The organism is Jutongia hominis, from assembly GCF_014384965.1.
GTDB classification, from domain to species: domain Bacteria; phylum Bacillota; class Clostridia; order Lachnospirales; family Lachnospiraceae; genus Butyribacter; species Butyribacter hominis.
Genome location: NZ_JACRSW010000027.1, coordinates 139,318 through 165,801 on the forward strand (window position 1 = coordinate 139,318; position 26,484 = coordinate 165,801).

23 protein-coding genes are annotated in these 26,484 nt (G+C 38.9%); 22 read left to right on the forward strand and 1 reads right to left on the reverse strand.

The features are described from left to right. Window positions 1-147 precede the first annotated feature (147 nt). The 8 genes from H8700_RS06125 (at window position 148) to H8700_RS06160 (ending at window position 8,982) form a co-directional block, all read left to right on the forward strand. Window positions 148-1,512, forward strand: a complete 1,365-nt coding sequence (locus H8700_RS06125) for an MATE family efflux transporter (protein ID WP_249304329.1) — start codon at window positions 148-150, stop codon at window positions 1,510-1,512. A gap of 718 nt (window positions 1,513-2,230) precedes the next feature. After that, window positions 2,231-3,412, forward strand: coding sequence for an MFS transporter (locus H8700_RS06130; protein WP_249304331.1), 1,182 nt, complete (start codon window positions 2,231-2,233; stop codon window positions 3,410-3,412). 2 nt (window positions 3,413-3,414) lie between these two features. Next, entirely contained in the window at window positions 3,415-4,050 is a 636-nt protein-coding gene (locus H8700_RS06135; protein WP_249304333.1) for a sugar O-acetyltransferase, read from the forward strand. A 230-nt stretch (window positions 4,051-4,280) separates the two neighbouring features. Then, window positions 4,281-4,856 carry a xanthine phosphoribosyltransferase gene (locus H8700_RS06140; protein ID WP_249304335.1) on the forward strand — a complete coding sequence of 192 codons (576 nt, stop codon included), beginning with the start codon at window positions 4,281-4,283 and terminating at the stop codon, window positions 4,854-4,856. 102 nt (window positions 4,857-4,958) lie between these two features. Next, window positions 4,959-5,933 (forward strand): glycosyltransferase family 2 protein, encoded by a 975-nt coding sequence (locus H8700_RS06145; protein ID WP_249304337.1) that lies wholly within the window; start codon window positions 4,959-4,961, stop codon window positions 5,931-5,933. A 41-nt stretch (window positions 5,934-5,974) separates the two neighbouring features. Then, window positions 5,975-7,543: a lipopolysaccharide biosynthesis protein gene (locus H8700_RS06150; protein WP_249304339.1), complete on the forward strand. Its 1,569-nt coding sequence runs from the start codon at window positions 5,975-5,977 to the stop codon at window positions 7,541-7,543. Between the two features lie 14 nt (window positions 7,544-7,557). Then, complete coding sequence (locus H8700_RS06155; RefSeq protein WP_249304340.1) at window positions 7,558-8,655, forward strand: glycosyltransferase family 2 protein; 1,098 nt, start codon at window positions 7,558-7,560, stop codon at window positions 8,653-8,655. A gap of 39 nt (window positions 8,656-8,694) precedes the next feature. After that, entirely contained in the window at window positions 8,695-8,982 is a 288-nt protein-coding gene (locus H8700_RS06160; RefSeq protein ID WP_249304343.1) for a hypothetical protein, read from the forward strand. Between the two features lie 137 nt (window positions 8,983-9,119). Here the strand turns inward: H8700_RS06160 and H8700_RS06165 are convergent, their stop codons facing one another. Further along, window positions 9,120-10,529, reverse strand: coding sequence for an NCS2 family permease (locus H8700_RS06165; RefSeq protein WP_249304345.1), 1,410 nt, complete (start codon window positions 10,527-10,529; stop codon window positions 9,120-9,122). Window positions 10,530-10,891: 362 nt separating this feature from the next. Between H8700_RS06165 and miaB the strand changes: the two genes are divergently transcribed. The 14 genes from miaB to rpsA all read left to right on the forward strand — a co-directional run bounded on the left by miaB (window position 10,892) and on the right by rpsA (window position 26,414). After that, a complete protein-coding gene (gene miaB, locus H8700_RS06170) occupies window positions 10,892-12,364 on the forward strand; it encodes a tRNA (N6-isopentenyl adenosine(37)-C2)-methylthiotransferase MiaB (RefSeq protein WP_249304347.1) in 1,473 nt (490 codons plus the stop codon). 58 nt (window positions 12,365-12,422) lie between these two features. Beyond that, entirely contained in the window at window positions 12,423-13,475 is a 1,053-nt protein-coding gene (locus H8700_RS06175; protein WP_249304349.1) for a deoxyguanosinetriphosphate triphosphohydrolase, read from the forward strand. 140 nt (window positions 13,476-13,615) lie between these two features. Beyond that, window positions 13,616-15,397, forward strand: a complete 1,782-nt coding sequence (dnaG, locus tag H8700_RS06180; RefSeq protein WP_249304351.1) for a DNA primase — start codon at window positions 13,616-13,618, stop codon at window positions 15,395-15,397. 80 nt (window positions 15,398-15,477) lie between these two features. Further along, window positions 15,478-16,734 carry an RNA polymerase sigma factor RpoD gene (gene rpoD / locus H8700_RS06185; RefSeq protein WP_022142587.1) on the forward strand — a complete coding sequence of 419 codons (1,257 nt, stop codon included), beginning with the start codon at window positions 15,478-15,480 and terminating at the stop codon, window positions 16,732-16,734. After that, window positions 16,734-17,447, forward strand: a complete 714-nt coding sequence (locus H8700_RS06190; protein ID WP_249304353.1) for a tRNA (adenine(22)-N(1))-methyltransferase — start codon at window positions 16,734-16,736, stop codon at window positions 17,445-17,447. The genes rpoD and H8700_RS06190 overlap by 1 nt, the downstream gene beginning before the upstream one ends. A 39-nt stretch (window positions 17,448-17,486) precedes the next feature. After that, entirely contained in the window at window positions 17,487-19,148 is a 1,662-nt protein-coding gene (locus H8700_RS06195) for a nucleoside kinase (RefSeq protein WP_249304355.1), read from the forward strand. A gap of 129 nt (window positions 19,149-19,277) precedes the next feature. After that, window positions 19,278-20,123 carry a bifunctional methylenetetrahydrofolate dehydrogenase/methenyltetrahydrofolate cyclohydrolase FolD gene (folD, locus tag H8700_RS06200; RefSeq protein ID WP_249304356.1) on the forward strand — a complete coding sequence of 282 codons (846 nt, stop codon included), beginning with the start codon at window positions 19,278-19,280 and terminating at the stop codon, window positions 20,121-20,123. A 25-nt stretch (window positions 20,124-20,148) separates the two neighbouring features. Then, window positions 20,149-21,504, forward strand: coding sequence for a 30S ribosomal protein S12 methylthiotransferase RimO (gene rimO, locus H8700_RS06205; protein ID WP_022142591.1), 1,356 nt, complete (start codon window positions 20,149-20,151; stop codon window positions 21,502-21,504). Between the two features lies 1 nt (window position 21,505). Further along, entirely contained in the window at window positions 21,506-22,054 is a 549-nt protein-coding gene (gene pgsA / locus H8700_RS06210; RefSeq protein ID WP_022142592.1) for a CDP-diacylglycerol--glycerol-3-phosphate 3-phosphatidyltransferase, read from the forward strand. A 15-nt stretch (window positions 22,055-22,069) separates the two neighbouring features. Further along, window positions 22,070-22,546, forward strand: coding sequence for a CinA family protein (locus tag H8700_RS06215; RefSeq protein ID WP_249304358.1), 477 nt, complete (start codon window positions 22,070-22,072; stop codon window positions 22,544-22,546). Beyond that, window positions 22,539-23,774, forward strand: a complete 1,236-nt coding sequence (locus H8700_RS06220; RefSeq protein ID WP_249304360.1) for a BaiN/RdsA family NAD(P)/FAD-dependent oxidoreductase — start codon at window positions 22,539-22,541, stop codon at window positions 23,772-23,774. The genes H8700_RS06215 and H8700_RS06220 overlap by 8 nt, the downstream gene beginning before the upstream one ends. A gap of 21 nt (window positions 23,775-23,795) precedes the next feature. Further along, window positions 23,796-24,464, forward strand: a complete 669-nt coding sequence (gene cmk / locus H8700_RS06225; protein ID WP_022142595.1) for a (d)CMP kinase — start codon at window positions 23,796-23,798, stop codon at window positions 24,462-24,464. A 23-nt stretch (window positions 24,465-24,487) separates the two neighbouring features. After that, window positions 24,488-25,336, forward strand: coding sequence for a 4-hydroxy-3-methylbut-2-enyl diphosphate reductase (gene ispH / locus H8700_RS06230; RefSeq protein WP_249304362.1), 849 nt, complete (start codon window positions 24,488-24,490; stop codon window positions 25,334-25,336). Further along, a complete protein-coding gene (gene rpsA / locus H8700_RS06235; protein WP_022142597.1) occupies window positions 25,317-26,414 on the forward strand; it encodes a 30S ribosomal protein S1 in 1,098 nt (365 codons plus the stop codon). Before ispH ends, rpsA begins: the two co-directional genes overlap by 20 nt. The last annotated feature ends 70 nt before the right edge of the window (window positions 26,415-26,484 follow it).

Genomic DNA, 26,484 nt, shown 5'->3' on the forward strand with positions numbered 1-26,484 from the left:
TGATCTTTAGGCATAAAACCGAGAACGTTGTAAAAAACAGAGTAGGACAGTATAATAGAAAAACATATGTTGTCTGTGATGCAATGTACTTTGAAGAAAGACATGGTCTGAAACAGTCCGATAGAAAAGAGAGGAAGAAAGAACGATATGAAAAAACAATCAGTATATAAAAAGGCACTATTGCTTGCTGTGCCTATGATGATACAAAATGGTATTACCAATGCGGTCAGTCTGGTAGATAATCTGATGGTTGGAAGTCTTGGGACGGAAAGTATGACAGCGGTGTCGATTGTAGGACAATTGATCTTTGTCTTTTTCCTGGCTGTCTTTGGAGGACTTTCCGGACCGGGCATTTATGGAGCACAATATTATGGGCAGAGAAATAAAGAAGGATACCAGAATGTCTTTCGATTAAAAGTCTGGATCACGGCAGTAATTACTTTTTGTGGTCTGCTCGCCTTTTTTACGATGGGAAGTCAGATGATCAGCCTGTATTTGCATGGCACGGCAAAAGATATTGATGCGGCAAAGACATTACAATATGGGATGCAATATCTGGATATTATGATGATTGGTCTGATCCCTTTTGCAATTACACAGATCTATGCAGGAAGTCTTAGAGAAATGGGAGAAAGTATCAAACCGATGATCGGTGGAATTGCTTCTGTTGCGGTCGATATTGTTTTTAACTATCTGTTGATCTATGGCAAGTGTGGATTTCCAAGACTTGAAGTGCGCGGAGCAGCAATCGCAACGGTTATGGCACGTTTTGTTGAAATGTTCATCGTGGTGATCTGGACGCATGCATCGGTCAATAAATATGAATTTTTACGTGGAATATACAAAACTATATGCATTCCCTTACACAGTATGAAAAATATCATTATAAAAGGTTTGCCAATCTTTTTTAATGAATTTTTGTGGTCAGGCGGCATTGCGGTCTTAACGCAATGCTATTCAATGAAGGGGTTACAGATTGTTGCCGGATTAAATATTTCCAATGCAATCTGTAACCTGTTAAATGTTGTATTCATCGCAATGGGTAATGCAGTAGGAATCATTGTCGGACAATATCTTGGTGCATCTAAGTTTGAGGAGGCAAAGAAAACATCAAACAGCCTGAGGTGGTTTACGGCTGCTCTGTGTGTTGGTTTGACGGTTGTTTTGATCCTTTGTTCCGGTATATTTCCCCAAATGTATGATACTTCCGATGAAGTACGCTATCTCGGACAATGGTTTATCATCATAACAGCGATATTCTTCCCGTTACAGGGGTTCTTAAATGTCCTGTACTTTACCCTTCGTTCGGGTGGAAGAACTGTAATTACATTTCTGTTTGACAGCGTTTTTACATGGGTTGTATCAGTCTCCCTGGCCTTTATCCTGTGTAAATGGAGCGGCCTTCCGATCTTAGCCATTTATGCAATCGTACAATCCGCAGATATGATCAAAGTCATCGTAGGTTACATCCTCGTCAAAAAAGGTGTATGGATCACAAATCTCGTCGTATAATTTTGTCATTCGCTGTCTGTCTATAAAAACAACCATTTGCTCCCATACTCATAGCATTGTTTTCATCCTAATGTGTCTGCGAAGTTTTACAATGCATCCTATCTATGGTCTTTGCATTCCCGTTTCTATTTATTTTCCCTTTTGGGGCACTGTTTCGCCCGGTAAGAATGTCTAAGATTTTTGCTTTTTTGCCCTGATTATGGGCGCTCTCATCTGATATAGGGGCAGGACCGGTCTGATGTACATTGCTGTTTGGGAATCTCAAAGCCCGTCGCCACTTGCGCGGCAAAAAGAGTAGAACGATTTTTGCCGTGCTATGTGCGCGCTACGTGGCTTTGCGAAGCGGGAGCGTGTCCCAAACAACAATGCTACTCAGGCTGAGTCGCCCCTATAGTTATGACCCGCGCCCAATCAGCAAAAAAGCTTAAAAATCAGATATTCTAACCGTCCGTCGTGTCAACCCAAAAGGGAATAATAAAATAGAAACAGGAAAGGAAATGTATCAGATAGGATGCATGATTAAGTTTTAGGCACATTAGGATGAAAAACAGAGGTTATGGAGTGGGAGTAAATGGTTGTTTTTTTGAATGAGGGACAGCAAATGTCAAAATAATGTTAGAAATGGTGATGATAATTCAAGTTATGGCAGGAAAGATACAGTATACTGTTAGAAATGAAGATGCCTTTGAGGGGATATAGTATAGGACAGGAGGGTGTTATGAACGAAAGAAGATATGAACACACTATGTATGCATGTTTTATAGGATATATCGTACAGGCTATTGTAAATAATTTTGTGACACTTCTTTTTTTGACGTTTGAAAAGAGTTATCATATTCCACTTGGAAAGATCACAATGCTGATTACGATTAATTTTGGGATCCAACTGTTAGTAGATCTGTTATCGGCAGGATTTGTCGATAAGATTGGATATAAAGTGTCAATTATTCTTGCCCATGTGTTTGCGGCGGCAGGTATGTTTGGTCTGGTGTTCCTGCCGGAACTTTTACCGGATGCATATAGCGGCTTGCTGATCTCGGTGGTATTTTATGCGGTAGGTGGCGGCTTGATCGAAGTTTTGATCAGTCCGATCATGGAAAGCTGTCCAACGAAAAATAAAGAAAAGGCAATGAGTTTATTACATTCCTTTTATTGCTGGGGAACAGTAGGGGTTGTACTTGGTTCCACAATCTTTTTTGGAGTATTTGGAATAACATCCTGGAAGATACTTGCCTGTATCTGGGCAATTGTACCGATCGCCAATATAGTTCTTTTTGTGTGTTCTCCGATTGCGCCTTTGATCGAAGAAGGTGAGAAGGGAATGACAATATTAGATCTGTGCAAGAATAAAATTTTTTGGGGGCTGATGCTTTTGATGGTCTGTGCAGGAGCGAGTGAACAGGCAGTCAGTCAATGGGCATCCACTTTTGCAGAGCAGGGACTAAAAGTCAGTAAGACCATAGGAGATTTAGCAGGTCCGATGGCATTTTCTATTTTAATGGGAAGTGCCAGAGCATTTTATGGAAAATTCGGTGACAGGATCGATCTGGATCGTTTTATGATATTTAGTGGAATTCTTTGTGTTGTATCGTATTTGTGTATTGCACTGATCCCGAATGCAATTGTTTCTCTTGCAAGCTGTGCGATTTGCGGCTTATCGGTCGGGATTATGTGGCCGGGAAGTTTTAGTAAGGCTGCTGCATTGTTAAAAAATGGGGGTACTGCTTTATTTGCCTTGTTGGCATTAGCGGGAGATTTAGGTTGTTCCGGAGGCCCGACTTTAGTTGGTATGGTATCAAGTGCATGTTCGGATAATCTAAAAACCGGTATACTGGCTGCAATCATTTTTCCGATTCTTTTGGTAATTGGATTAGTAATTATGAAAAAAGGAGATAAATGAATATGGATTATAAGAAAAGAAGTTTAGCAGGTCAGGCATATATTTGTGATGATAGTTTATATGAAGAGCAAAAAAAATGTCGTAAAATAATTCAAAAGTTAAATACGCACGATTGCTCTGATTTTGGTGGTTTGCATAGAATTGTCGAAGAGTTATTTGGAAAATGTGATGAGGATACATTTGTAAATCCGCCATTTCATTGTGATTATGGTAAAAATATTGAAGTAGGAAAGAATTTTTTTGCAAATTACAATTGCACTATGATCGATGTTGCGAAAATAACGATCGGCGATAATTGTATGATGGCACCAAATGTGGCAATTTATACAGCAGGGCATCCTATTTATCCTACAACACGTAATACAGGATTTGAATATGGAAAAGCAGTTTCAATTGGTGATAATGTATGGATTGGCGGAAGCACAGTAATTTGTCCGGGAGTGCATATCGGTGATAATGTTGTGATCGGGGCGGGAAGTGTTGTTACGAAAGATATTCCGGAATGGTCAATTGCGGTAGGAAACCCTTGCCGTGTACTTCGAAAGATTACGAAAGAAGATCAAAGAATATTGATCCATGATGAACAAATAGATACGGAAGCATGGAATGCTATCTTAGAAAAAATTGATATGAAATAAAAGTTTTAATACATTGAAATGAATTCTGTCCTATATTATTGAAGAGTGGATATTTGTTTTTTCATGTGATATGATAAAAATAATTAAAATTTGATAGGTATATTCTTGAAATCAGATATATAGGAAGGAAAGAAACAGAGAGATTTTTAGAATATAAGACATGTACACTCGAAAAAATTCACTCAGAAACTTCTGAGAGTATATTAGACAGATTGCGGAGGATTGGAACAATGAACTTTTTAGAGGAAAGAATTTTAAAAGATGGTGTGGTAAAAGAAGGAAACGTATTAAAGGTAGACAGTTTTTTAAATCATCAAATGGATATTAATCTGTTTGATCAGATGGGTGAAGAATTTAAAAAAAGATTTGCCGGTAAAAAGATCAATAAAATACTTACAATAGAAGCATCGGGAATTGGAATTGCCTGTATTGTGGCAAGACATTTTAATGTACCGGTTGTATTTGCAAAAAAATCAAAAAGCATCAATATTGATGGGGAAACGTATGTAGCTCAGGTAGAGTCTTTTACCCATAAATGTGTTAATCAGGTTCTGGTATCAAAGCGCTTTCTTTCACCGGAAGATAATATTCTGATCATTGATGATTTTTTAGCCAATGGATGTGCATTGCGTGGTTTGATCTCTATTATTGAGAATGCAGGTGCTACTGTTTCAGGTATTGGGATTGCGATTGAAAAAGGATTCCAGCGTGGCGGAAAAGAAATCCGTGAAGCAGGTTATCAATTAGAATCGTTAGCGATTGTAGAAGAAATGGATGCTAAGAATGGAACAGTAACATTTCGTTAGAAGTATTTTGTAAGTTCGTTTTTGGGGTAAGTGCGATTTTAAGATTGCATCAGATGTTATAGAAAAAGACAGGAAGAACAATGGGGTTATTGGGGTGACAGGATGAAGAAAGTCAGTATAATTATACCGGTACATAATGCAGCAGATACGCTGACAGTGTGTGTAGACAGCATATTAGCACAGACTTATTCTGATTTAGAGGTGATTCTTGTGGAAAATTACTCTACAGATGATTCTTATCGGTTATGTCAGGAATTACAAAAAAAAGATCGGCGGATCAAGGTGATCCGTTCAGAAAAAAAGGGTGTGTCAGCAGCCAGAAATGAAGGGATACGGCTGGCAGGCGGTGAGTATATCGGCTTTTGTGATGCCGATGATCATATGGAAAAAGAAATGTATGCCTATTTGGTTTCTTTGTTAGAAGAAAAGAATGCATCCATAGCGATGTGCAATGGCTTTGTTTCCTATGAAAAAAAAGAAAAAGCACTTGCCGTGTATCCTAAGGATGTGATCTTACTAGACCGGAATGAATCCATCCTTACATTACACCGGCGCAGTTTTTTGAATGCATATGTATGGAATAAGCTTTTCTTACGGGAACTGCTTACTGACATTTTTTTTGATGAAAAACTCGATTTTGCAGAAGATTATGACTTTATATGCAAGGTTCTTGAAAAGACAGACAATGTGGTTTGTGGCAGTAAAAAGATGTATCATTACATACAAAAAAATTACGTCCGTGACAGAAAAAAAAGTATAGAGCCTTATTTGAATGCGCAAAAAATGTTTGAGCAGTATTATAACAAGTGGATGACAGCTTTTCCGAATGAAAAAAGTTTATTTACCTGTTATTATATGTATGACATTCTCGGACTTTTAGCTGCGGTCAGTAAGAGCGGAAAGCAGTCTTATTCGAAGCAAAAAGAACTACAGCAGATTGTACGCATGTATAAAAAGGCATATATGCAGGCAAAAGAAGCAACTTTCGTTATGAAAATCTGTACTTTGAGTGCTTCGATCAGCATTCTTTTGTATGCATGGGAATATCGCTTTGTCTGCTTTTTAAGAAACCGATAGACCAGGGAATTGTATATTTCAGAGATGGATGGGGAGGCATTATGAAGAGCAGGACAGAATATTCAGCGAAAAATACTACAGTATCTGTAATTTGTAGAATTTTAGCGATTATTATGGGATATGTGCTTCGTATTGTTTTTACGCATCAGTTAAGCAGCACGTATGTAGGGATCAATGGTCTGTTCGTTGATATCATTCAGGTATTATCATTATCGGAAATGGGGGTTGGAACGGCAATTACATTTGCATTGTATCAACCGGTTGCGGATGGAGATATTGAAAAGCAGAAATCATTGATGCGTTTGTTCCGCCATTTTTATATTGGAATTGCCGGAGCGGTTGCCTGTTTTGGTATGATCTTAATTCCGTTTTTGGGCACATTGATCAAAGATTACGGTTCGATGCAATATGTAGTTCCTATTTTCCTGCTCTATGTAACAAATGCAGTTTGTTCCTATCTTTGGATCTATAAAAAAATGCTGATGGATGCACATCAGTTGATCTATATAGGAGTATCCTATCAGACAATCTCCTGGTTCATACAGGATTTTTTACAGATCCTGATCTTAATTTTTACCGGAAATTTTATTTTATATCTGGTGGTACAGATAGTTGTTACGATTGCTTGCAATCTCTTGATCAGTTATAAGGCAGAGAAGTTATACCCGTTTTTAAAAGAAAAAGAAACAAAACCGCTGAATAAAGAAGATCGAAAAGGAATTTTTCAAAATATCAAAGCAATGATGATGCACAAGCTTGGTGAGGTTGTGATCAATAATACGGATAATCTTTTGATCTCTGCATTTGTCGGAATTGTGCAAGTGGGAAAATATTCGAATTATTTTTTAGTGATTGAATCCTTAAACCAGATCTTAACACAGGTTTTCCAGGGAATTGCAGCAAGCGTCGGAAATCTCGGCGTGACACAGGATGAAAAGAGAGTCAGAAAAGTGTTTGAGACAACGCTTTTTATCGGACAATGGATGTGCAGCGTGATCACGATTGGCATTTATGAAGTGATCAATCCGTTTATTGCGATCAGCTTTGGAAAAGAATATTGTTTTGCCATGCCGATTGTATTTTTGTTATCGCTTCGTTTTTATCTGCTTGGCATACGAAAAGCAACACAGGTCTTTCACGACTCGTTGGGATTATTTTATTTTGACCGGTATAAATCAATTGCAGAAGCCGTGCTGAATATTATCATATCCCTTCTGCTTGTACAAAAATATGGCGTTATGGGTGTTTTTGCCGGTACAGTAGTCAGTATGCTCTTTGTATCAATCTGGGTAGAGCCGTATGTGTTGTACCACTACCGTTTGCATCTGCCGGTTAGAACGTATTATCAGAAAATGATTCCCTATGCTGCAATTACAGCCATTGTATGGTGGATCACACATATTTTATGTGACATGGCATCAAAGTCCGGAAATGGAACGATAGCGGTTACTTTTTTGGTACGTTTTCTAATCTGTATTCTTGTTCCGAATCTGCTCTTTTTACTATGTTATCATAGATGCAAAGCGTTTCAGGTGGCAATACAAAAAGTGAAAATGCTGTTAGAGCAGAAAAGACAGCAAAAGTATCAGGATGAAATGAAAAGGAGATAAAAAAGGAGATTATTATGGAAAATCAGTTGAATGCTTTGATCAGTGTGATCGTACCGGCATATAATGTTGAAAATTATTTAGAACGCTGTATCAAAAGTCTGCAAGATCAAACCTATTCTGATATTGAAATTCTGATCGTTGATGACGGTTCGACAGATCAGACGGATCGTATCAGGAAAAAGTTAGCGGCAAAAGATAAAAGGATCAAGTGTCTTTCTTATGAAAAACAAGGAAACTACGGACTTTCTGCTGCCAGAAATCTTGGAATTGAAAATGCAGCGGGAGAGTATATTGCGTTTGTAGATTCAGATGATTTCGTAGGACCGCGATTTTTAGAAATCCTTTATCAGAACATAGTACGATATCAGGCAGATATTTCTGTTGGCAGATATCAGAAACTAGATGAAAGAAAAACTACGATGCATCGGAATGGAAAGAAAGAGCAGTTTCCTTTAGCAGAATGTCTATATGTGCAGCAGGAGCAGCAATATAGACAGCAAAAGGAATTATTTGAAAGAACAGAACGGACTAAAAAACATCACGATAGTAAAATGATAGAACAATATACCGGCCAACAGATGTTAGAAGCCTGGTATCATAAAAATTTTGAAACGGAAACAGTTGTCTGGAATAAACTATATCGGAAAGAGCTTTTTGCCGGGGAACCGTTATTGCGATTTGAAGAAGGAACTCTTTTTGAGGATGTGGAATTTTCTCTTTATGCCATTAGAAAAGCGAAAAAGATTGTATTATGTACAGAAAAATTATATTTTTATATGCAAAGGAAAGGAAGTATTATGGGCAGTCGCCTGACTGTTAAAAAAGTGACTGACAGCCTGAAAGTACAAAGAAAGAGAATTCATTTCTTACAGCAGAATCAATGCATTGCAGCAGCGAAACGCTGTGCCGTCGATTACGAAAAGTATGCGATCCGGTTTTATTTTTCAGCAGGAGAGACCGGACAAAAGAAAAAGACCAGGGCATATGTTACAAAATGTTTTCTGGAAATGTATGCATTTGCGATCAGTGGAAAAGAGATATCAAAAAGAGATCGTTTAATACTTATACTTTTCAAAAATCTCTTTTGTATTCAGACGCAACAGGAAAAATGAATACAATCATAAAAAAGAAATAAGCTAAGGGGGATTTCTATGCCAACAGATAAAAGTAAAATCGTATACCGGGAATTAGTAAAGAAAGGCTTTGACGAAGCATTGTGCAAAGAAATCGCATATAAATATATGACAACCGACTATACCGCAACACGTATGCTTGGCTATCTTTATCGAATGACAGAGCCGTGTGAGGAAATGGTTGTAGATGAAATGTTAGCCATTTTAGAAGACAGGAATCGCCTTATCAAAAAACATGAAATGGAAACTGCCCAGCAGGCGATCAATCAGGTATATCTGCATGGGTTAGAACAGGAAGAAGAATAATGAGTTATCCTAAAGAGCAGAAAATATGAATGGATGTGCGTATGAAAAAACTCCCTAGTAGAAATCTGGATCAGATTTTACCAGGGAGTTTTTAATCTCAAAATATTCTTAAATAGGATGAAGTTAACATCTTAATCTTAGTGTGTTAATAAGAACATAACAGCAAATAAGATTGCGACAACCCATGTGCCTACCTTGATTTCTTTGATCTTTCCTGTGAAAGCAGAGATGATAACATAACCGATCAGACCAAAAGCAATACCGTAGCTGATATTGTATGTCATTGGCATCATAGCTAATGTAAGGAAAGCCGGTACAGAAACAGCAGGATCAAGCCAGTTGATATCGACAACACATTTCATCATCAATACACCGACATAGATCAATGCGGCAGCTGTAGCAGCACCGGGGATTAACTGGGCTACAGGGCTTAAGAACATTGCAATGAAGAAGAATACAGCAGTAGATACAGCAGCAAGACCGGTACGTCCACCTTCTGCTACACCGGCAGAAGACTCTACGAAAGTTGTAACAGTAGAAGTACCGCATACAGCACCGACAGTTGTTGCTACGGCATCAGAGAACATTGCCTTTTCAAAGTTAGGAATCTTCCCTTCTTTTGTTAATAAGTTACCACGGGAACATGCACCGTATAATGTTCCTAATGTATCAAACATATCAACTAAGCAGAATGCTAAAGCAGTTGTGATGATCAGGATCACTAAAGATGCTACAGAGTGTTTTGCGAGATAACCGGAATAGTCAAATCCCTGTGTAAATACTTTACAAAATGCCTCTGTTCCAAAGTCATGGAAAGATGCAGCCGGGTTAAAGTTAAAGCTGCTTGTGATGGAGCTGTAGAATCCTTTAATAGGAGCTCCGAGAATATAATATATTACACTTCCGCTGAGAATACCATAAAGGATAGCTCCTTTTACTTTATTTACAGATAAGATCGCAATAATAAATAATGTGATCAGAGTAACTAATAATGGCATAATTGTTGACCATTTTGCCGAACCGTTGAATACATTAAAGGAAGCAAGTGATACACAAGTGCTGTCACTCGCTACAACAAGACCGGCATCCTGAAGCCCGATAAATGCGATAAATAAACCGATACCGGCTGGAATTACTTTCTTTACACAATCAGGGATTGAATTAAAGATTTTTTCACGAAGACCGGTAGCTGTTAAGATAATGAAGATAATACCATCAAGTAATACTAAAGTTAATGCATTTGCATAAGTCAGTCCGAATTCAAAGCAGACTGTGTAGACAAAGAATGCATTTAAGCCCATGCCGGAAGCCTGTGCTAATGGAAGGTTTGCGACAAGACCAATGAATAAAGTGCCAAATACCGCAGAAATTGCAGTTGCAATGTAGATCGCATTATACGATACGACTTTCAATTCGCTAAACATTCCTGCGTTGACCATCAGGATATAAGCCATCGCCATGAAAGTAGTCAGGCCGGCTAATATTTCTGTTCTGACAGTCGTGTCACGTTCCTGTAACTTGAAATATTTTTCCATAAATTTTTCCATAAATTCCTCTTTTCTGCGTCGCTTGTGTGTTGGAAAGATCATGCAGGCGACGCAGACATCATCTTTCATTCTGTAGTATAGGGCGTCTTTTAATCTTAAGTTAACCTTAAAAATTCAAAAAGACATAAGTAATTTTTATCATATTTACAGACAAAATACAATGTATTTTATAGTTTTTTAAGGAAATGACAAGTTGCGATATTTTGACCTTATCTAAGGAATTTGTTATACTTAAAGATACGAGTGTGATCAGAATGGGAAAGGTGTCTGTTGCGATCGAATGACCGGTAAAAAGCCGGATGCCGGATAAGATTCTGAAACCCTTTATGATAACGACAAGATAGATATAACGGAGGAAATACATGGATTATTTAGAAATAGAAGAAAAAGTTGCAAAGATGGATATTACATTACCGCCACCGGAGCCGGAAGCAGACAGACAATATTATTTTATACGGAAATTGCAACTTTGGATGGAAGAAAAGAAAAAAGAATTAGGCCGTCCTCTGACTGCCTGTATTACAACGTTTGGCTGTCAGATGAATGCACGCGATTCCGAAAAGATTATCGGTATCATGGAAATGATCGGATATGAAATGACAGATTCCGAAGAAGCGGACTTTGTCTTATATAATACCTGTACGGTCAGGGAAAATGCCAATCTGAAAGTGTATGGACGATTAGGACAGTTAAAGAAATATAAAAAGAAGAATCCGCATATGGTCATTGCTCTTTGTGGCTGTATGATGCAGGAGAAGGTTGTTGTCGATAAGATTAAGCAAAGCTATCGTAACGTAGATATTATCTTTGGAACGCATAACATCTTTAAACTTGCCGAACTTTTATCTTTAAAGCTTCTTGACAGACCGGAAAGTAAGAAGATGATCATTGACATTTGGGATGGAACAACTGAAGTCGTAGAAGATCTGCCTAATGAACGAAAATATTCGTTTAAAAGCGGTGTCAATATCATGTTTGGCTGTAACAACTTTTGCAGTTATTGTATTGTTCCTTATGTTCGAGGCAGAGAACGTAGCAGAGAACCGGAAGATATCATAGCAGAGATTGAGTGCATGGTAAAAGATGGTGTTGTAGAAGTGATGCTTCTTGGTCAGAATGTCAATTCCTATGGAAAGACATTAGAGCATCCTGTCAGCTTTGCACAATTATTAGAAAGAGTGGAAAAGATAGAAGGATTAGAAAGAATCCGCTTTATGACATCCCATCCAAAGGATCTTTCAGATGAACTGATCGAAGTGATGGCAAAGTCTCAGAAAATCTGTAAACAGCTTCATCTGCCGTTACAGTCAGGAAGTACCAGACTTTTAAAAGATATGAATCGTCATTATACAAAGGAAGATTATCTTTTCCTGGTTGAGAAGATCAGACGTGCGATACCGGATATTGCGCTTACGACAGATATCATTGTCGGTTATCCCGGAGAGACAGAGCAGGACTTTGAAGAAACATTGGATGTTGTGCGCAAAGTAGAGTATGACAGTGCATTTACCTTTATTTACAGCAAAAGAACCGGTACGCCGGCAGCGGCAAAAGAGGATCAGGTGCCTCAGAATGTCGTCAAAGAACGTTTTGACCGTCTGCTTGAACTGGTGCAGGATATTTCAGCAAAAAAGACACAAAAAGATGTTGGGACAATTCAGCAGATCTTAGTAGAAGAGCAAAACCAGCATGATGCAAACCTGATGACCGGAAGAACCGGCAGAAACTATCTGGTACATTTTCCGGGTAATAAGGATCTGATCGGTAAGTTAGTATCGGTGCGTTTGGTAGAAAGCAAGGGATTTTATTATATGGGAGAGAGGATAGAAGAATAGATGGAACCGTTGTTGGTATCATAGCGAAAGCATTGTTTTGACAGAAAGGAAGGTTTGTATGAGTCAGACGAGTCATGGCAGACAAAATCTGCGTCAGAAACAGGAAGCAAGAGAACATCGTATTTTGAGTCCACATGCATCTTTTGCGGATCAGTCTCTTGGAAGAGATCGCAAAGAAGAACAATGTGATATCCGTACCGATTATCAAAGAGACCGGGATCGCATCCTTCATTGTAAAGCATTTCGACGTTTGAAACAAAAAACACAGGTTTTCTTAGCACCGGAAGGTGATCATTACAGAACCCGTCTGACACATACTCTTGAAGTTGCCCAGAATGCCAGAACGATAGCCAGAGCACTTTACCTGAATGAAGATCTGACCGAAGCAATTGCGCTCGGTCATGATCTTGGGCACACCCCGTTTGGTCATGCCGGAGAGAGGGCACTTCATAAGATCACAAAAGAGCAGGGCGGTTTTCATCACAATGAACAAAGTGTGCGTGTTGTCGAAGTCCTTGAAAAAGACGGGGCCGGTCTGAATCTGACAAAAGAAGTGCGGGATGGCATTCTAAATCATCAGACAAACAGTATGCCAATGACATTAGAAGGCAAGATTGTACGGCTTTCCGATAAGATTGCCTACATAAATTCGGATATTGATGATGCGATCCGGGCAGGTATTCTTAAAGAAAAAGAGATCCCTCGGGAACTGACCGGTATTCTTGGCAATACAACGAACAGCCGTTTAAATAATCTGGTGCACGATATCGTCAATCATAGTGAAGAAAAGGGTGATATCCTGATGTCAGATATGATGCAAAATGCAATGTATGCATTAAGGCAATTCCTTTTTCAGAGGGTATATACCAATCCGGCTGCAAAAGGAGAAGAAAAGAAAGTAGAGCATATGATCGGACAGCTTTATGAATATTTTTCAGGTCATATCAATGAACTGCCGGAAGAGTTTTTGACTCTGATCGACAGGGGAGAAGCGGAACAAAGAGTAGTATGTGACTTTATCGCCGGTATGAGTGACCGTTATTCGGTTAATTTATATAAGGAAATTATGATACCGAAATCATGGAGTATACTAAGTGTAGAACATCGGTAAAGTGGCGAAAAATGACAGGAAGACCCGGTAAGGCATACAGCATAAAAATAATCTTGTATAAAAGAAAAACAAAAAAGGAAAATGATTTTTCTTGTCGAATAACTACATTAGAGACTTTTATCAGGGAGGAAATAAAGGAAATGGCATGGTTTTCAGAAGAAAAAATTGAAGAAGTACGATCACGAAATGACATTGTCGAGGTGATAGGAAACTATGTGAAATTAAAACGTTCCGGCAGTGGTTATGTAGGACTGTGCCCTTTTCATAATGAAAAGTCTCCTTCTTTTTCCGTGAATCCTGCCAGACAGATGTATAAATGTTTTGGCTGTGGTGTAGGTGGAAATGTGATCACGTTTTTAATGGAATATGAAAATTATTCTTTTCCGGAAGCAATGCAAAGTCTGGCAGAACGTGCCGGAATAGAACTTCCTAAAACGGAGATGTCAGCAGAGCAAAGAAGACAGGAAAGTATACGCACAACGTTATTAGAAATCAATACAAAAGCAGCCCGTTTCTTTTTTGCAAAATTGAAATCGTCACAGGGAAAAATAGGATACGACTATTTGAAAAAACGTGAACTTTCAGATGAAACGATCGTACATTTTGGACTCGGATATGCCGGTCAGGGTGGCGGTGAATTATATCAATATCTGAAAAAAGAAGGATATTCCGATCAGGTATTAAAAGAAACCGGACTTTTTAAGATGGACGAGCGTGGAGTATATGATAAATTTTGGAACAGAGTTATGTTTCCGATTATGGATATCGGAAATCACGTGATCGGATTTGGCGGCAGAGTCATGGGCGATGCCAAACCCAAATATCTGAATTCACCTGAGACAAGAGTATTTGACAAAAGCCGTAATCTTTTCGGACTTAATTATGCCAAACAGGGCAAGAAGAGTAATATGCTGCTTTGTGAAGGATATATGGATGTGATCGCATTGCATCAGGCAGGTTTTCAAAATGCAGTGGCATCATTAGGAACAGCTTTTACACAGCAGCAGGCGAATCTGCTTCGACGTTATACCGATGAAGTACTTTTAACTTACGACAGTGATGGTGCCGGAGTTAAGGCTGCGCTTCGGGCAATTCCCATTCTTAGGGATGTTGGTCTTCGGTGTAAGATCATTCATATGGATCCTTATAAAGATCCCGATGAATTTATCAAAGCATTAGGTGCTGATGAGTTTGAAAAGAGGATAGAGGACGCACAAAACAGTTTTTTCTTTGAAATAGAAGTGCTTCGCAAGAATTATGATATGACCGATCCGGATCAGATGACAGCTTTTTATCATGAGATTGCAAGAAAACTTTTAGTCTTTTCTGACAAAGTGCAACGTGATAATTATTTAGAAGCGGTTGCAGCAAAATATAATATTCGAAGAGACGATTTAAAGAGTCTGGTAATACGATATGGCAACAGTGTTCCGGAAGGATACCGCACGCAGACAGCAAGACAGAATGAAACTGCGAAAAGAGAGACAAAACAGGAAAGCGGGATTCGCTATTCCTACCGGTTGTTTTTGACATGGCTGATCAATGAACCTGATTTATATGATCAGATCAAAGAGCTTGTCACACCGGATGACTTTTTTGAAGAGGACTTTTTAGTGGTTGCAAGACTTTTGTATCAGCAGTTAGAAGAAAAGGCACTGGTTCCGGCAAAGATCATTAATCATTTTCAGGATGTGGAAAGCCAGAATGTCGTTGCAAATATGTTTCAGACAGAATTCAAAACAGATATGACAAAAGAAGAAAAAGAAAAAGCACTCAATGAATTGATCGTCCGGATCAAAGAATACAGTATTGATCATAGGATCAAAAATTTATCCGACATGAGTGAATTGCAAAAACTTATTCAGGAAAAGAAAAAGTGGCAGAATGCAGAACGATTGCATATTTCCTTGAAAGATGGTTAAAGTATAGCGTAAAGTGTGCAATGCTTTTGACATAGAAAAATTAAGAAAAAATGATTACATACAGGAAAGGAAGGAACAGTATGGCAACAGAGAAGAAACAGACAGATGAGGTTTTAGAGACAGAAGAAAAGAAAAAAACAAAAAAGCCTGCTGCAAAGAAAACATCAGACAAGAAGACATCAGATAAGAAGTCAGGCAAAAAAGAAGAAAAGAGTCAGGATGAAGAAGCAAAATTCTTAAAGAAACTCGTTGCTTTGCAAAAATTAGCTGAGTCAAAGAGAAACGTTTTGGAATTAACTGAGATCAATAATTTCTTTAATGATGTGATGTTAGACGAAGAAAAAACAGAAAAAGTGATCGACTTTTTAGAGAGTAAAGGCGTAGATGTTCTTCGTATTCCGGAAGGAAAAGAAACCGATGAAGATATTATGTTAGAGATGGAGAACAGCGATGATATTCCTGATGATGAAGAGATTGAAAAGATTGACCTTTCCGTACCGGAAGGAATCAGTATTGAAGATCCGGTTCGTATGTATTTAAAAGAGATCGGTAAGGTTCCGTTGCTTACAGCAGAAGAAGAAGTAGAACTTGCCCAGAGAATGGAAGAGGGCGATATGGAAGCCAAAAAGAAGTTAGCTGAGGCAAACCTTCGATTGGTTGTCAGTATCGCAAAGCGTTATGTAGGAAGAGGAATGTTGTTTCTTGATCTGATCCAGGAAGGAAATCTTGGACTGATCAAAGCAGTAGAGAAGTTTGATTATAAAAAAGGTTATAAATTCAGTACTTATGCTACATGGTGGATCCGTCAGGCAATCACGAGAGCGATTGCAGATCAGGCAAGAACGATCCGTATTCCGGTTCATATGGTAGAAACGATCAACAAATTTGTCCGTGTACAAAGACAGCTTTTGCAGGAATTGGGAAGAGAACCATATCCGGAAGAAATTGCGAAACAGATGAATATGCCGGTAGAACGTGTCAGAGAGATCCAAAAGATTTCATTAGAACCGGTTTCTTTAGAAACTCCGATCGGTGAGGAAGAAGACAGTCATTTAGGAGATTTTATTCAGGATGATAATGTTCCGGTACCGGCAGATGCAGCGGCCTTTACACTGCTTCGAGAGCAGTTAGAAGAAGTGCTGGGAACATTGACAGAACGTGAACAGAAGGTATTAAAACTTCGTTTTGGACTGGAAGATGGAAGAGCGAGAACATTAGAGGAAGTCGGAAAAGAGTTTAAGGTTACGCGTGAACGTATCCGTCAGATTGAAGCTAAGGCACTCCGTAAGTTAAGACATCCAAGCCGCAGTCGTAAGTTAAAGGATTATCTGGAATAATGCATTTATCAAAACGTTTACAAAGAGTAGCTGACAATGTGCTGTCAGGCGGGGTGGTAGCAGATATCGGCTGCGATCATGGATTTACTTCGATTTACCTGATTCGTCATAAAAAGGTTACAAAAGCCATAGCAATGGATATTAATGAAGGACCTTTAGAAAGAGCAAAGGAGCATATGCTGTCCTATGGCGTAGAAGAGCATATGGAGCTTCGTTTGTCAGACGGATTACAAATGCTGGATGCAGACGAAGCAGATACGCTTTTGATCAGTGGAATGGGTGGTGCTTTGATCTGTCAGATTTTAGAAGCAAAAGAAGAAGTGACAAAAAGTGCAAAAGAGCTTGTCTTGTCACCGCAGTCTGAAATCTTTCTGGTACGAAAATGCTTACATGGTATGGGTTTTTGTATTGCTCATGAAGAGATGTTACTGGATCAGGGAAAGTATTATGTTATTATCCGTGCTGTAAAAGCTAAAGAAAAGGAAAAAGAACAATATCAGCGGGAAGAAGATTATATCTATGGGCATTGTCTGATAGAAGATAAAGATCCTTTTTTTATCGGATTTCTAAAAAAAGAAGAAAAAAGAGTCAGCAGGATCTTAGAGGGAATGGCACAGAAAACACTATCAGCCAATGCCATGAAACAATATGCCGGTCTGAAAAAAGAATTAGAACAGATCCATACAGTACAGCAGCGTATAAAGAAAGATTGATCGTAAAAAGCTGTTTTGTCTTTGGAACGGAGGTTTATTATGGGAGAGTTAGTCAATGTAACAGTAGGAAAACAGACAAATACATATCCGGTTGGGATTACATATGGTGAGATAGCAAAAGAATTTGCCGATCAGTATCAATATGACATTATTTTGGCTCAAAAAGACGGTAGATTAGTAGAATTAGCAAAAAAAATCAAAGAAGACTGTACAATTGAGTTTTTGACAACTGCAACCGGAAGCGGTCATAAAACATATGATCGCGGTGTATCTTTAATGATGCTAAAGGCATTTTATTCGGTAGCAGATCCGTCTAAGCTTCGTAATGTTTTTATTAAACATTCTTTAGGAGATTGTATTTATTGTGAGGCAGATGGTATTACGATCACAGAAGAACTTCTTAGACGGGTGGAACAGTTTATGCACAAAATGGTAGATAGAGATGCTGTTTTTGAAAAACGTTCTGTCGATACTTCAGAAGCATTAAAGCTCTTTCAACGTCACAAAATGTATGATAAAAAGAAATTGTTTGAATACAGACGCGTATCAAAGGTTAATATTTATACATTGGAAGGTTTTGAAGATTATTATTATGGTTATATGCCGCAGTCTTGTGGTATTTTAAAATATTTTGCTTTAAAACCATATGATAAGGGATTCCTTTTGCAAATTCCAAATAAAAAACAGCCGGATCGGTTAGGTGAATTTGTCGATCGTCCGAAGCTGTTTGCAACCTTGCAGGAAGCAGCATGCTGGGGCAGGATGGTAGATGTCGATACGGTTGGTGCATTAAATGATGTGATCGCTCATGGTGGTGCACAGGATCTGATCTTAGTACAGGAAGCACTACAGGAAAAGAAGATTGCAGAGATTGCAGAAAAGATTGCAACAGAAGGAAAGAAAAAGTTTATTATGATCGCAGGACCTTCTTCTTCCGGAAAAACTTCGTTCTCCCATCGTCTGTCGATCCAGCTTCGAACACATGGCTTACATCCGCATCCGATCGCTCTGGATAACTATTTTAAAGACAGGAAAGATACTCCGGTTGATGAGAATGGAAACTTTGATTTCGAGTGCTTAGAAGCAATTGATGTAGAGCAATTCAATGAAGATATGACCAGACTGCTGGCAGGAGAAAGGGTAGAACTTCCTATATTTAATTTTGTGGCAGGAAGAAGGGAATATAATGGAGATTATCGTAAACTCGGTCCAAATGATATTCTTGTTATCGAAGGAATACATGGTTTGAATGATAAGTTATCATATTCTCTCCCGAAAGAAAGTAAGTTTAAAATCTATATCAGTGCATTAACACAGATCAATATTGATGAACACAATAGGATATCAACGACAGACGGAAGATTGATCAGACGTATGGTACGTGATGCAAGAACCAGAGGAACGACAGCAGAAAAGACGATTGCGATGTGGTCATCGGTACGTCGTGGAGAAGACAAATATATCTTCCCGTTCCAGGAAGAGGCAGACGTAATGTTTAATTCGGCACTGATCTATGAACTGGCTGTGTTAAAGCCGTATGCCGAGTCTATTCTTTTTGGGATCCCCAAAAATGTGCCGGAATATATCGAAGCAAAACGTCTGCTTAAATTCTTAGATTATTTTATCGGTATCAGCAGTGAAGATATACCAAAGAACTCACTGATGCGTGAGTTTGTCGGTGGCAGTGTGTTTCGTGTATGATATTTGCATAAGTTACAGGGGAACGAAAAACAGATCTATATTGCCGGAACATAACAGCAGGGAAGAGAGTAACAGGCTTTTTACTGTTATCCGGTAAAAGAAAGACAACAAAGAGAAAAGAGGAACAACATGACAAAGATAATTGATGGAAAAAAGATTTCTAAGGAAATCAAAGATGAGATCAAACAGCAGGTTGCTGAAATGAAAAAAGTAGGAAAAAATATTGCATTAGCAGTGATCCAGGTCGGAAACAATCCGGCTTCTACGGTATATGTAGGAAATAAAAAGAAAGCCTGTGCATATGTAGGAATTGAATCATTTTCCTATGAACTGCCGGAAGAGACAACACAGGAAGAGTTACTTGCTCTTGTAGAAGAGCTGAATAAGAAAAAAGAAGTCAATGGCATTTTAGTTCAGCTTCCATTGCCAAAGCATATTGATGAAGACAAAGTGATTAAAGCGATCGATCCGAGCAAAGATGTAGATGGTTTCCATCCGGAAAATGTCGGTGCCCTGAGTATCGGACAGGAAGGTTTTGTATCCTGCACACCGGCAGGAATCATTGAACTGTTAAAGCGTTCCGATATTTCAATTGATGGAAAAGAATGCGTGATCATTGGCAGAAGTAATATTGTCGGAAAACCGATGGCACTTTTACTTTTGCGTGAGAATGGAACGGTAACCGTAACACATTCGCACACAAAGAATCTGAAAGAAGTAGCTAAAAGAGCAGATATCTTAGTTGTAGCGATCGGTAAGACAAAGATGGTCAATGAAGAATATGTTAAAGACGGTGCTGTTGTGATCGATGTCGGGATGGACCGCGATGAAAACGGAAAGCTTTGCGGCGATGTTGATTATGATGCTGTTTTTGATAAAGTCAGTGCGATCACACCGGTTCCGGGTGGCGTAGGACCTATGACGATCGCAATGCTATTGCATAATTGCGTAGAATCTGCAAAGAGGAATGATTAAACAAAAGAATGCGAGGAAAAAAGCGTTGAATATTTATTTTGTATCATTAGGATGTGATAAGAATCTGGTGGACAGCGAAATGATGATCACCGGTCTTAGAAAAGCCGGGCATTGCATTATTGATAATGAGCAGGAAGCAGATATTATCGTAGTAAATACCTGCTGTTTTATCGGAGATGCAAAAGAAGAAAGTATTAATACATTGATCAATATGGGGGAATTCAAAACGTATGGCAAATGCAAGCTGCTAGTAGCCTGTGGATGTCTTGCACAGCGTTATCATAAAGAGATCCGTGAACAGATCCCGGAAGTAGATGTGATCATTGGTACGATGAGCTATGAAGCTTTAAATGAAGCGATCGACGAATGTCTTTTGCATGAAGGAGAAACAAAGGAATGCTTAGAAAGTATTGATTATCTTCCAAAACCATTGCATGACAGAGACAGTATGTCGGGGGGATATTTTGCCTATTTAAAGATTGCCGAAGGATGTGATAAATGTTGTACCTATTGCATCATTCCGAAAGTTCGTGGAAAATATCGCAGTGTGGCAATGGAAGATATTCTTGCACAGGCACGACACCTTGTTGACAACGGTGCGAAAGAATTGATCTTAGTTGCACAGGAGACAACCTTATATGGAAAAGACCTGTATGGGGAAAAGTCTCTTCCGTTATTGTTAGAAAAACTGTCAGAAATTGACGAATTAAAGTGGATCCGTATTTTGTATTGCTATCCGGAAGAGATTACGGATGAATTGATCGATGCGATCAAACGTCTTCCCAAAGTCTGCCATTATCTGGATATACCGATCCAGCATGGATCCGATCACATTTTAAAAAGAATGGGACGCTATACCGATCAGGCAGAGATAAAAAGAATTGTATCAAAACTGCATGAGGAAATACCGGATATTGCATTACGAACTACGCTGATCACCGGATTTCCGGGAGAGACACAGCAGGATTTTGATATCTTAAAGGAATTCGTAAAGGAAATGAAATTCGAACGTCTGGGTGTTTTTACCTATTCACGGGAAGAAGACACAAAGGCAGCAGAATTTGAACAGCAAGTGCCGCAAGAGATCAAAGAAGTCAGAAAAAATGAGATCATGGAGATTCAGCAGCAGATTGCTTTTGCATATTGTAAAGAGCAGATCGGCCGTGTAATGGAGGTAATGATCGAAGGCAGACTTCCGGAAGAGGGTGTCTATATTGCAAGAACTTATATGGATGCACCGGACATTGACGGATATGTTTTTGTAGAGAGTGAATGGAATCTGATCTCCGGTGATTTTATTACAGTTGAAATTATTGGTGCAGACGAGTATGATTTAATTGGAAAAGTCGTTGAGGATGACAGCGAAGGAGTGGAGGCTTAAAATGAATTTACCAAATAAAATAACAATGATCAGAGTGATCCTGATTCCTTTTTTTGTGTTTTTTATGTTAACTGATTTTGTTCCGTATTCGAATGTGATCGCAGTCGCGATCTTTATTGTGGCAAGTCTGACGGATACATTGGATGGTTATCTTGCAAGAAAATATGAATTGGTATCGAATTTCGGAAAATTTATGGATCCGCTTGCAGATAAGCTTTTGGTCTGCTCTGCTTTAGTATGTTTTGTAGCAGATGCATCCAATCCAATGCCGGTCTGGGGCGTTATCATTATAATCAGCCGTGATTTTATCATCAGTGGTTTTCGTCTGGTTGCATCCGATGCCGGTGTCGTGATCGCGGCAAGCTGGTGGGGAAAGATCAAGACAGTTGTACAGATGCTGATGTCTGTTTTATTAATTCTGAATTTTTCGGGAACTGTGATCGATATCGTAGAATATGTTTTCATCTATGCCGCAATCATTTTAACGGTTGTTTCGTTGATCGATTATCTGTATAAGAACTGGAAAGTCTTAGATGATGGGAATATGTAAAAGAGGTTGGAAAGTATGGATGCAAAAGAAACTCTTGTTTTTGAACTAAAAAAAAGAAAAATGCATATTTCAACAGCTGAATCCTGTACAGCCGGTCTGGTAGCAGCAACGATCGTTGATGTATCAGGAGCATCTGAAGTGTTCGAAGAAGGATATATCACGTATTCTGACCGTGTCAAACAAAAGGTACTGCATGTGCCCAGGGAAGTGTTAAAAGCACATACGGCAGTCAGCAGACAGACAGCAGAATGGATGGCAAAAGGGGTGCATACGGTTACAGAATCAGAAATTACCATATCTGTTACCGGATATGCGGGTCCGTTTGATGCAGAAGACGGAACAAAAGCCGGAACGGTTTATATCGGTACCTGGTATCAGGATGAACCTGCTGTAAAAGAGTTTCATTTTACCGGAGACCGTAAGGATGTCAGAATGCAAGCAGTAAATGAAGCGATTCGATTTGCATTAGAGAGGATTACACAAAGTGAGTAAAGTAGTAATTGTTGGCGGTGGAGCTGCAGGAATGATGGCTGCGATCAGTGCAGCACAGGCAGGGCATAAGGTTACACTGTTTGAAAAAAATGAAAAACTCGGAAAGAAAATCTATATTACAGGAAAAGGCAGATGCAATGTAACAAATGACAGTGATGTGGAAAGCCTGCTATCCCATGTAACGAGAAATCCGAAGTTTTTATATAGTGCTTTTTATACATGGGACAGCTTTTTAATGCAGGATTTCTTGGAAAAAGAAGGATTGTCTTTGAAAACAGAACGTGGAAACCGTGTATTTCCGGCATCCGATCATTCATCCGATGTGATCAGAACGCTTTACAGCGCAATGAAAAAAAGAGGTGTTACTATATATTTACATACAGAAGTGAAAAAAATCCTGTGTAAAGAGGGGACATGTTATGGGGTATGTGTCAGTCGTGACCATAAGCTGGAAGAAATATTGGCAGATGCTGTGATCGTGGCAACAGGCGGCATTTCGTATCCATCGACCGGATCGACAGGAGATGGGTATCGTTTTGCACAAGAAAGCGGACATATCGTTGAGAAAACCTATCCGTCCCTGATCCCTTTTAATGTCAAAGAAGATTATATTATGCAAATGCAGGGACTTGCTTTAAAAAATGTAACATTAACGATCAAAAAAGGCAAAAAAACAGTTTATGATGAACTTGGAGAAATGCTTTTTACGCATTTTGGTGTGAGTGGACCGATTGTGTTATCGGCAAGCAGCCTGATCAGTGGAAACGATGTGTCGCAATATCAGGCATCGATCGATCTGAAACCGGCTTTATCTAAGCAGCAGCTTGATGAAAGGATCCTGCGTGATTTTAAGAATGCAAGTAACAGTTTTTTTAAGAACAGTTTAGGAAAGCTTCTTCCGGCAAAAATGATCCCGGTCATTGTTTTGTTATCGGGAATCCCGGAAGATAAGAAAGTCAATGAGATCACAAAAGAAGAAAGAAAAACACTTGTGCAATTGATCAAAGAATTTCCGTTTACGATCGAAAGTCTCAGAGGATATAATGAAGCGATCATTACACGAGGGGGAGTTTCCATTAAAGAGATCAATCCGGGAACAATGGAATCAAAGAAAGTTGCAAATTTGTATTTTGCAGGAGAAGTGTTAGACCTGGATGCAAAAACAGGTGGTTATAATTTACAGATCGCATGGTCTACCGGATATCTGGCAGGCTTATCGGTACAATAAAAGAAAAGGAAGGAAGAAAAAATGTTTAGTATTGCTATTGATGGTCCGGCAGGAGCAGGAAAAAGTACGATCGCAAAGGAGGTTGCCAAAAGACTTGGCTTTATCTATGTAGATACCGGAGCAATGTATCGCTCTATGGCACTTTACTTTTTAAGAAACGGTATTGCCGCTTCCGATGAAGAAAAGATCGGGGAAGCATGCAAAGATATTGATGTATCGCTTGCGTATGAGAACGGCGAACAGCAGGTTCTGTTAAATGGAGAGAATGTCAACGCATTTATCCGCACGGAAGAAGTCAGCATGATGACTTCGGACACTTCAAAATATAAAAAAGTACGTGAAAAATTGTTAGATCTTCAAAGAAATTTAGCAAAGACACAGAATGTGATCATGGATGGACGTGATATCGGAACCTGTGTCTTACCGGATGCACCGTTAAAGATCTATCTGACTGCAAGCTCTAAAGAACGTGCAAGAAGAAGATATAAAGAGCAGCAGGAAAGAGGGATCGAGTGTGATTTCGAGCAGATCGAAAAAGATATCATTGCCCGTGACAAGCAGGATATGAACCGTGCAGTAGCACCATTAAAAAAAGCAGATGATGCCGTGGTAGTAGATGCTTCCGATATGACGATCGAAGAAGTGGTTCGGAAATTTATGGATCTATATAAAGAAAAAAGTGCAAAATAAAAAGTATAAAAGAGGATAGAAGAATGGAAGTAACGGTTGCAAAAAGTGCAGGATTCTGTTTTGGAGTCAAAAGAGCCGTCGATATGGTGTATGAAGAAGCAAAAAAGAATACAAAGGTCTACACATTAGGGCCGATCATTCATAATGAACAGGTTGTGCAGGATCTTGAATCGAAAGGTGTGCAGGTGCTTCATTCTATTGATGAGCTGAAAGAAGAAAAAGATGCTGTTGTGATCATCCGTTCGCATGGTATCACAAAACAGATGCAGGATGCGTTAGAAAAAAAAGAAATTTCCATCGTGGATGCGACCTGCCCGTTTGTAAAAAAGATCCATAATATCGTTCATGAAAAGTGGAACGAAGGATATGAGATCATCGTAGTAGGCAGTGCAAAGCACCCGGAAGTACAGGGAATCTGTGGTTGGTGTGATAATTGCTGTAGCGTGATTGAAACGCTTGAAGAGGCACAAAAATATACACAGAAAGAACCGAAAAAAATCTGTATTGTGGCACAAACGACATTTAATTACAAGAAATTTGAAGATATAGTTGATATTTTATTAAAAAAGAGTTATGATATACTTGTTATGAATACAATTTGCAACGCTACCGAAGTGCGTCAGACAGAAGCGGGGACCATTGCGAGGAACTCCGACGCGATGATAGTGATAGGTGGAAAACACAGTTCGAACACCCAGAAGCTTTATGAAATATGCAAAAAGGAGTGCTTGAACACACATTTTATACAGACACTTGATGACCTGGATTTGAATCTTTTTCAGTCCTTTCGTAGCGTGGGTATTACTGCCGGGGCTTCAACCCCAAATAATATTATTAAGGAGGTTCAATCATATGTCAGACATGAACAATGAATTTGAACAGTTATTGGAAGAATCATTAGTAACAATCCACAATGGGGAGATTGTAGAAGGGACAGTTATCAGCGTTAAGGAAGATGAAATCGTTCTCAACATCGGTTACAAAGCTGATGGTATCATTACAAGAAATGAGTACAGCAATCAGCCAATCGATCTTACTACTGTAGTAAAAGAGGGAGATACGATGAAGGCAAAAGTCTTAAAGGTAAATGATGGCGAAGGCCAGGTTCTCCTTACTTACAAACGTCTTGCAATGGAAAAGAGCAACGAACGTATCAAAGAAGCTTTTGAAAACAAAGAAGTATTAAAAGCTCCTGTTTCTGCTGTATTATCAGGTGGTTTAAGTGTTGTTGTGGATGAAACAAAAGTATTTATTCCTGCAAGTCTTGTTTCAGATTCTTATGAAAAGGATCTTACAAAGTATGCCGGACAGGAAATCGAATTTGTGATCAGCGAATTCAATCCTAAGAAGAGAAGAATTATCGGTGACAGAAAGCAGTTATTAGTTGCTGAGAAGAAGAAACTTCAGGAAGAATTATTTGCTAAGATCCATGTTGGTGATGTTGTAGAAGGTACTGTAAAGAATCTTACTGACTTTGGTGCATTCATTGATTTGGGCGGAGCAGATGGTCTTCTTCATATTTCAGAAATGTCATGGGGACGTGTTGAAAATCCTAAGAAAGTATTTAATGTTGGAGATAAGACAAAAGTCCTTATTAAAGATATCAAAGATGATAAGATTGCTCTTAGCTTAAAATTCGAAGATCAGAACCCATGGTTAGATGCTGAGGAGAAGTATGGCGTTGGTTCTGTTGTGAAAGGTAAAGTGGCAAGAATGGCAGACTTCGGTGCATTCGTTGAGTTAGAGCCGGGTGTAGATGCATTACTTCATGTATCACAGATTTCAAAAGATCATGTTGATAAGCCTTCTGATGTGTTAAAGGTTGGTCAGGAAGTAGAAGCTAAAGTTGTAGACTTCAAGAAAGATGAGCATAAGATCAGCTTAAGCATGAAAGCTTTATTAAATGATTCTGATGAAGCAGAAGAAGTTGTTGCTGACACAGAAGAATAATTAAAATTGCAAAGCGTGGAAAGATTTCAGGCAGATGCAATGTGAAAGTACGCCAATCTGTTTATACAGG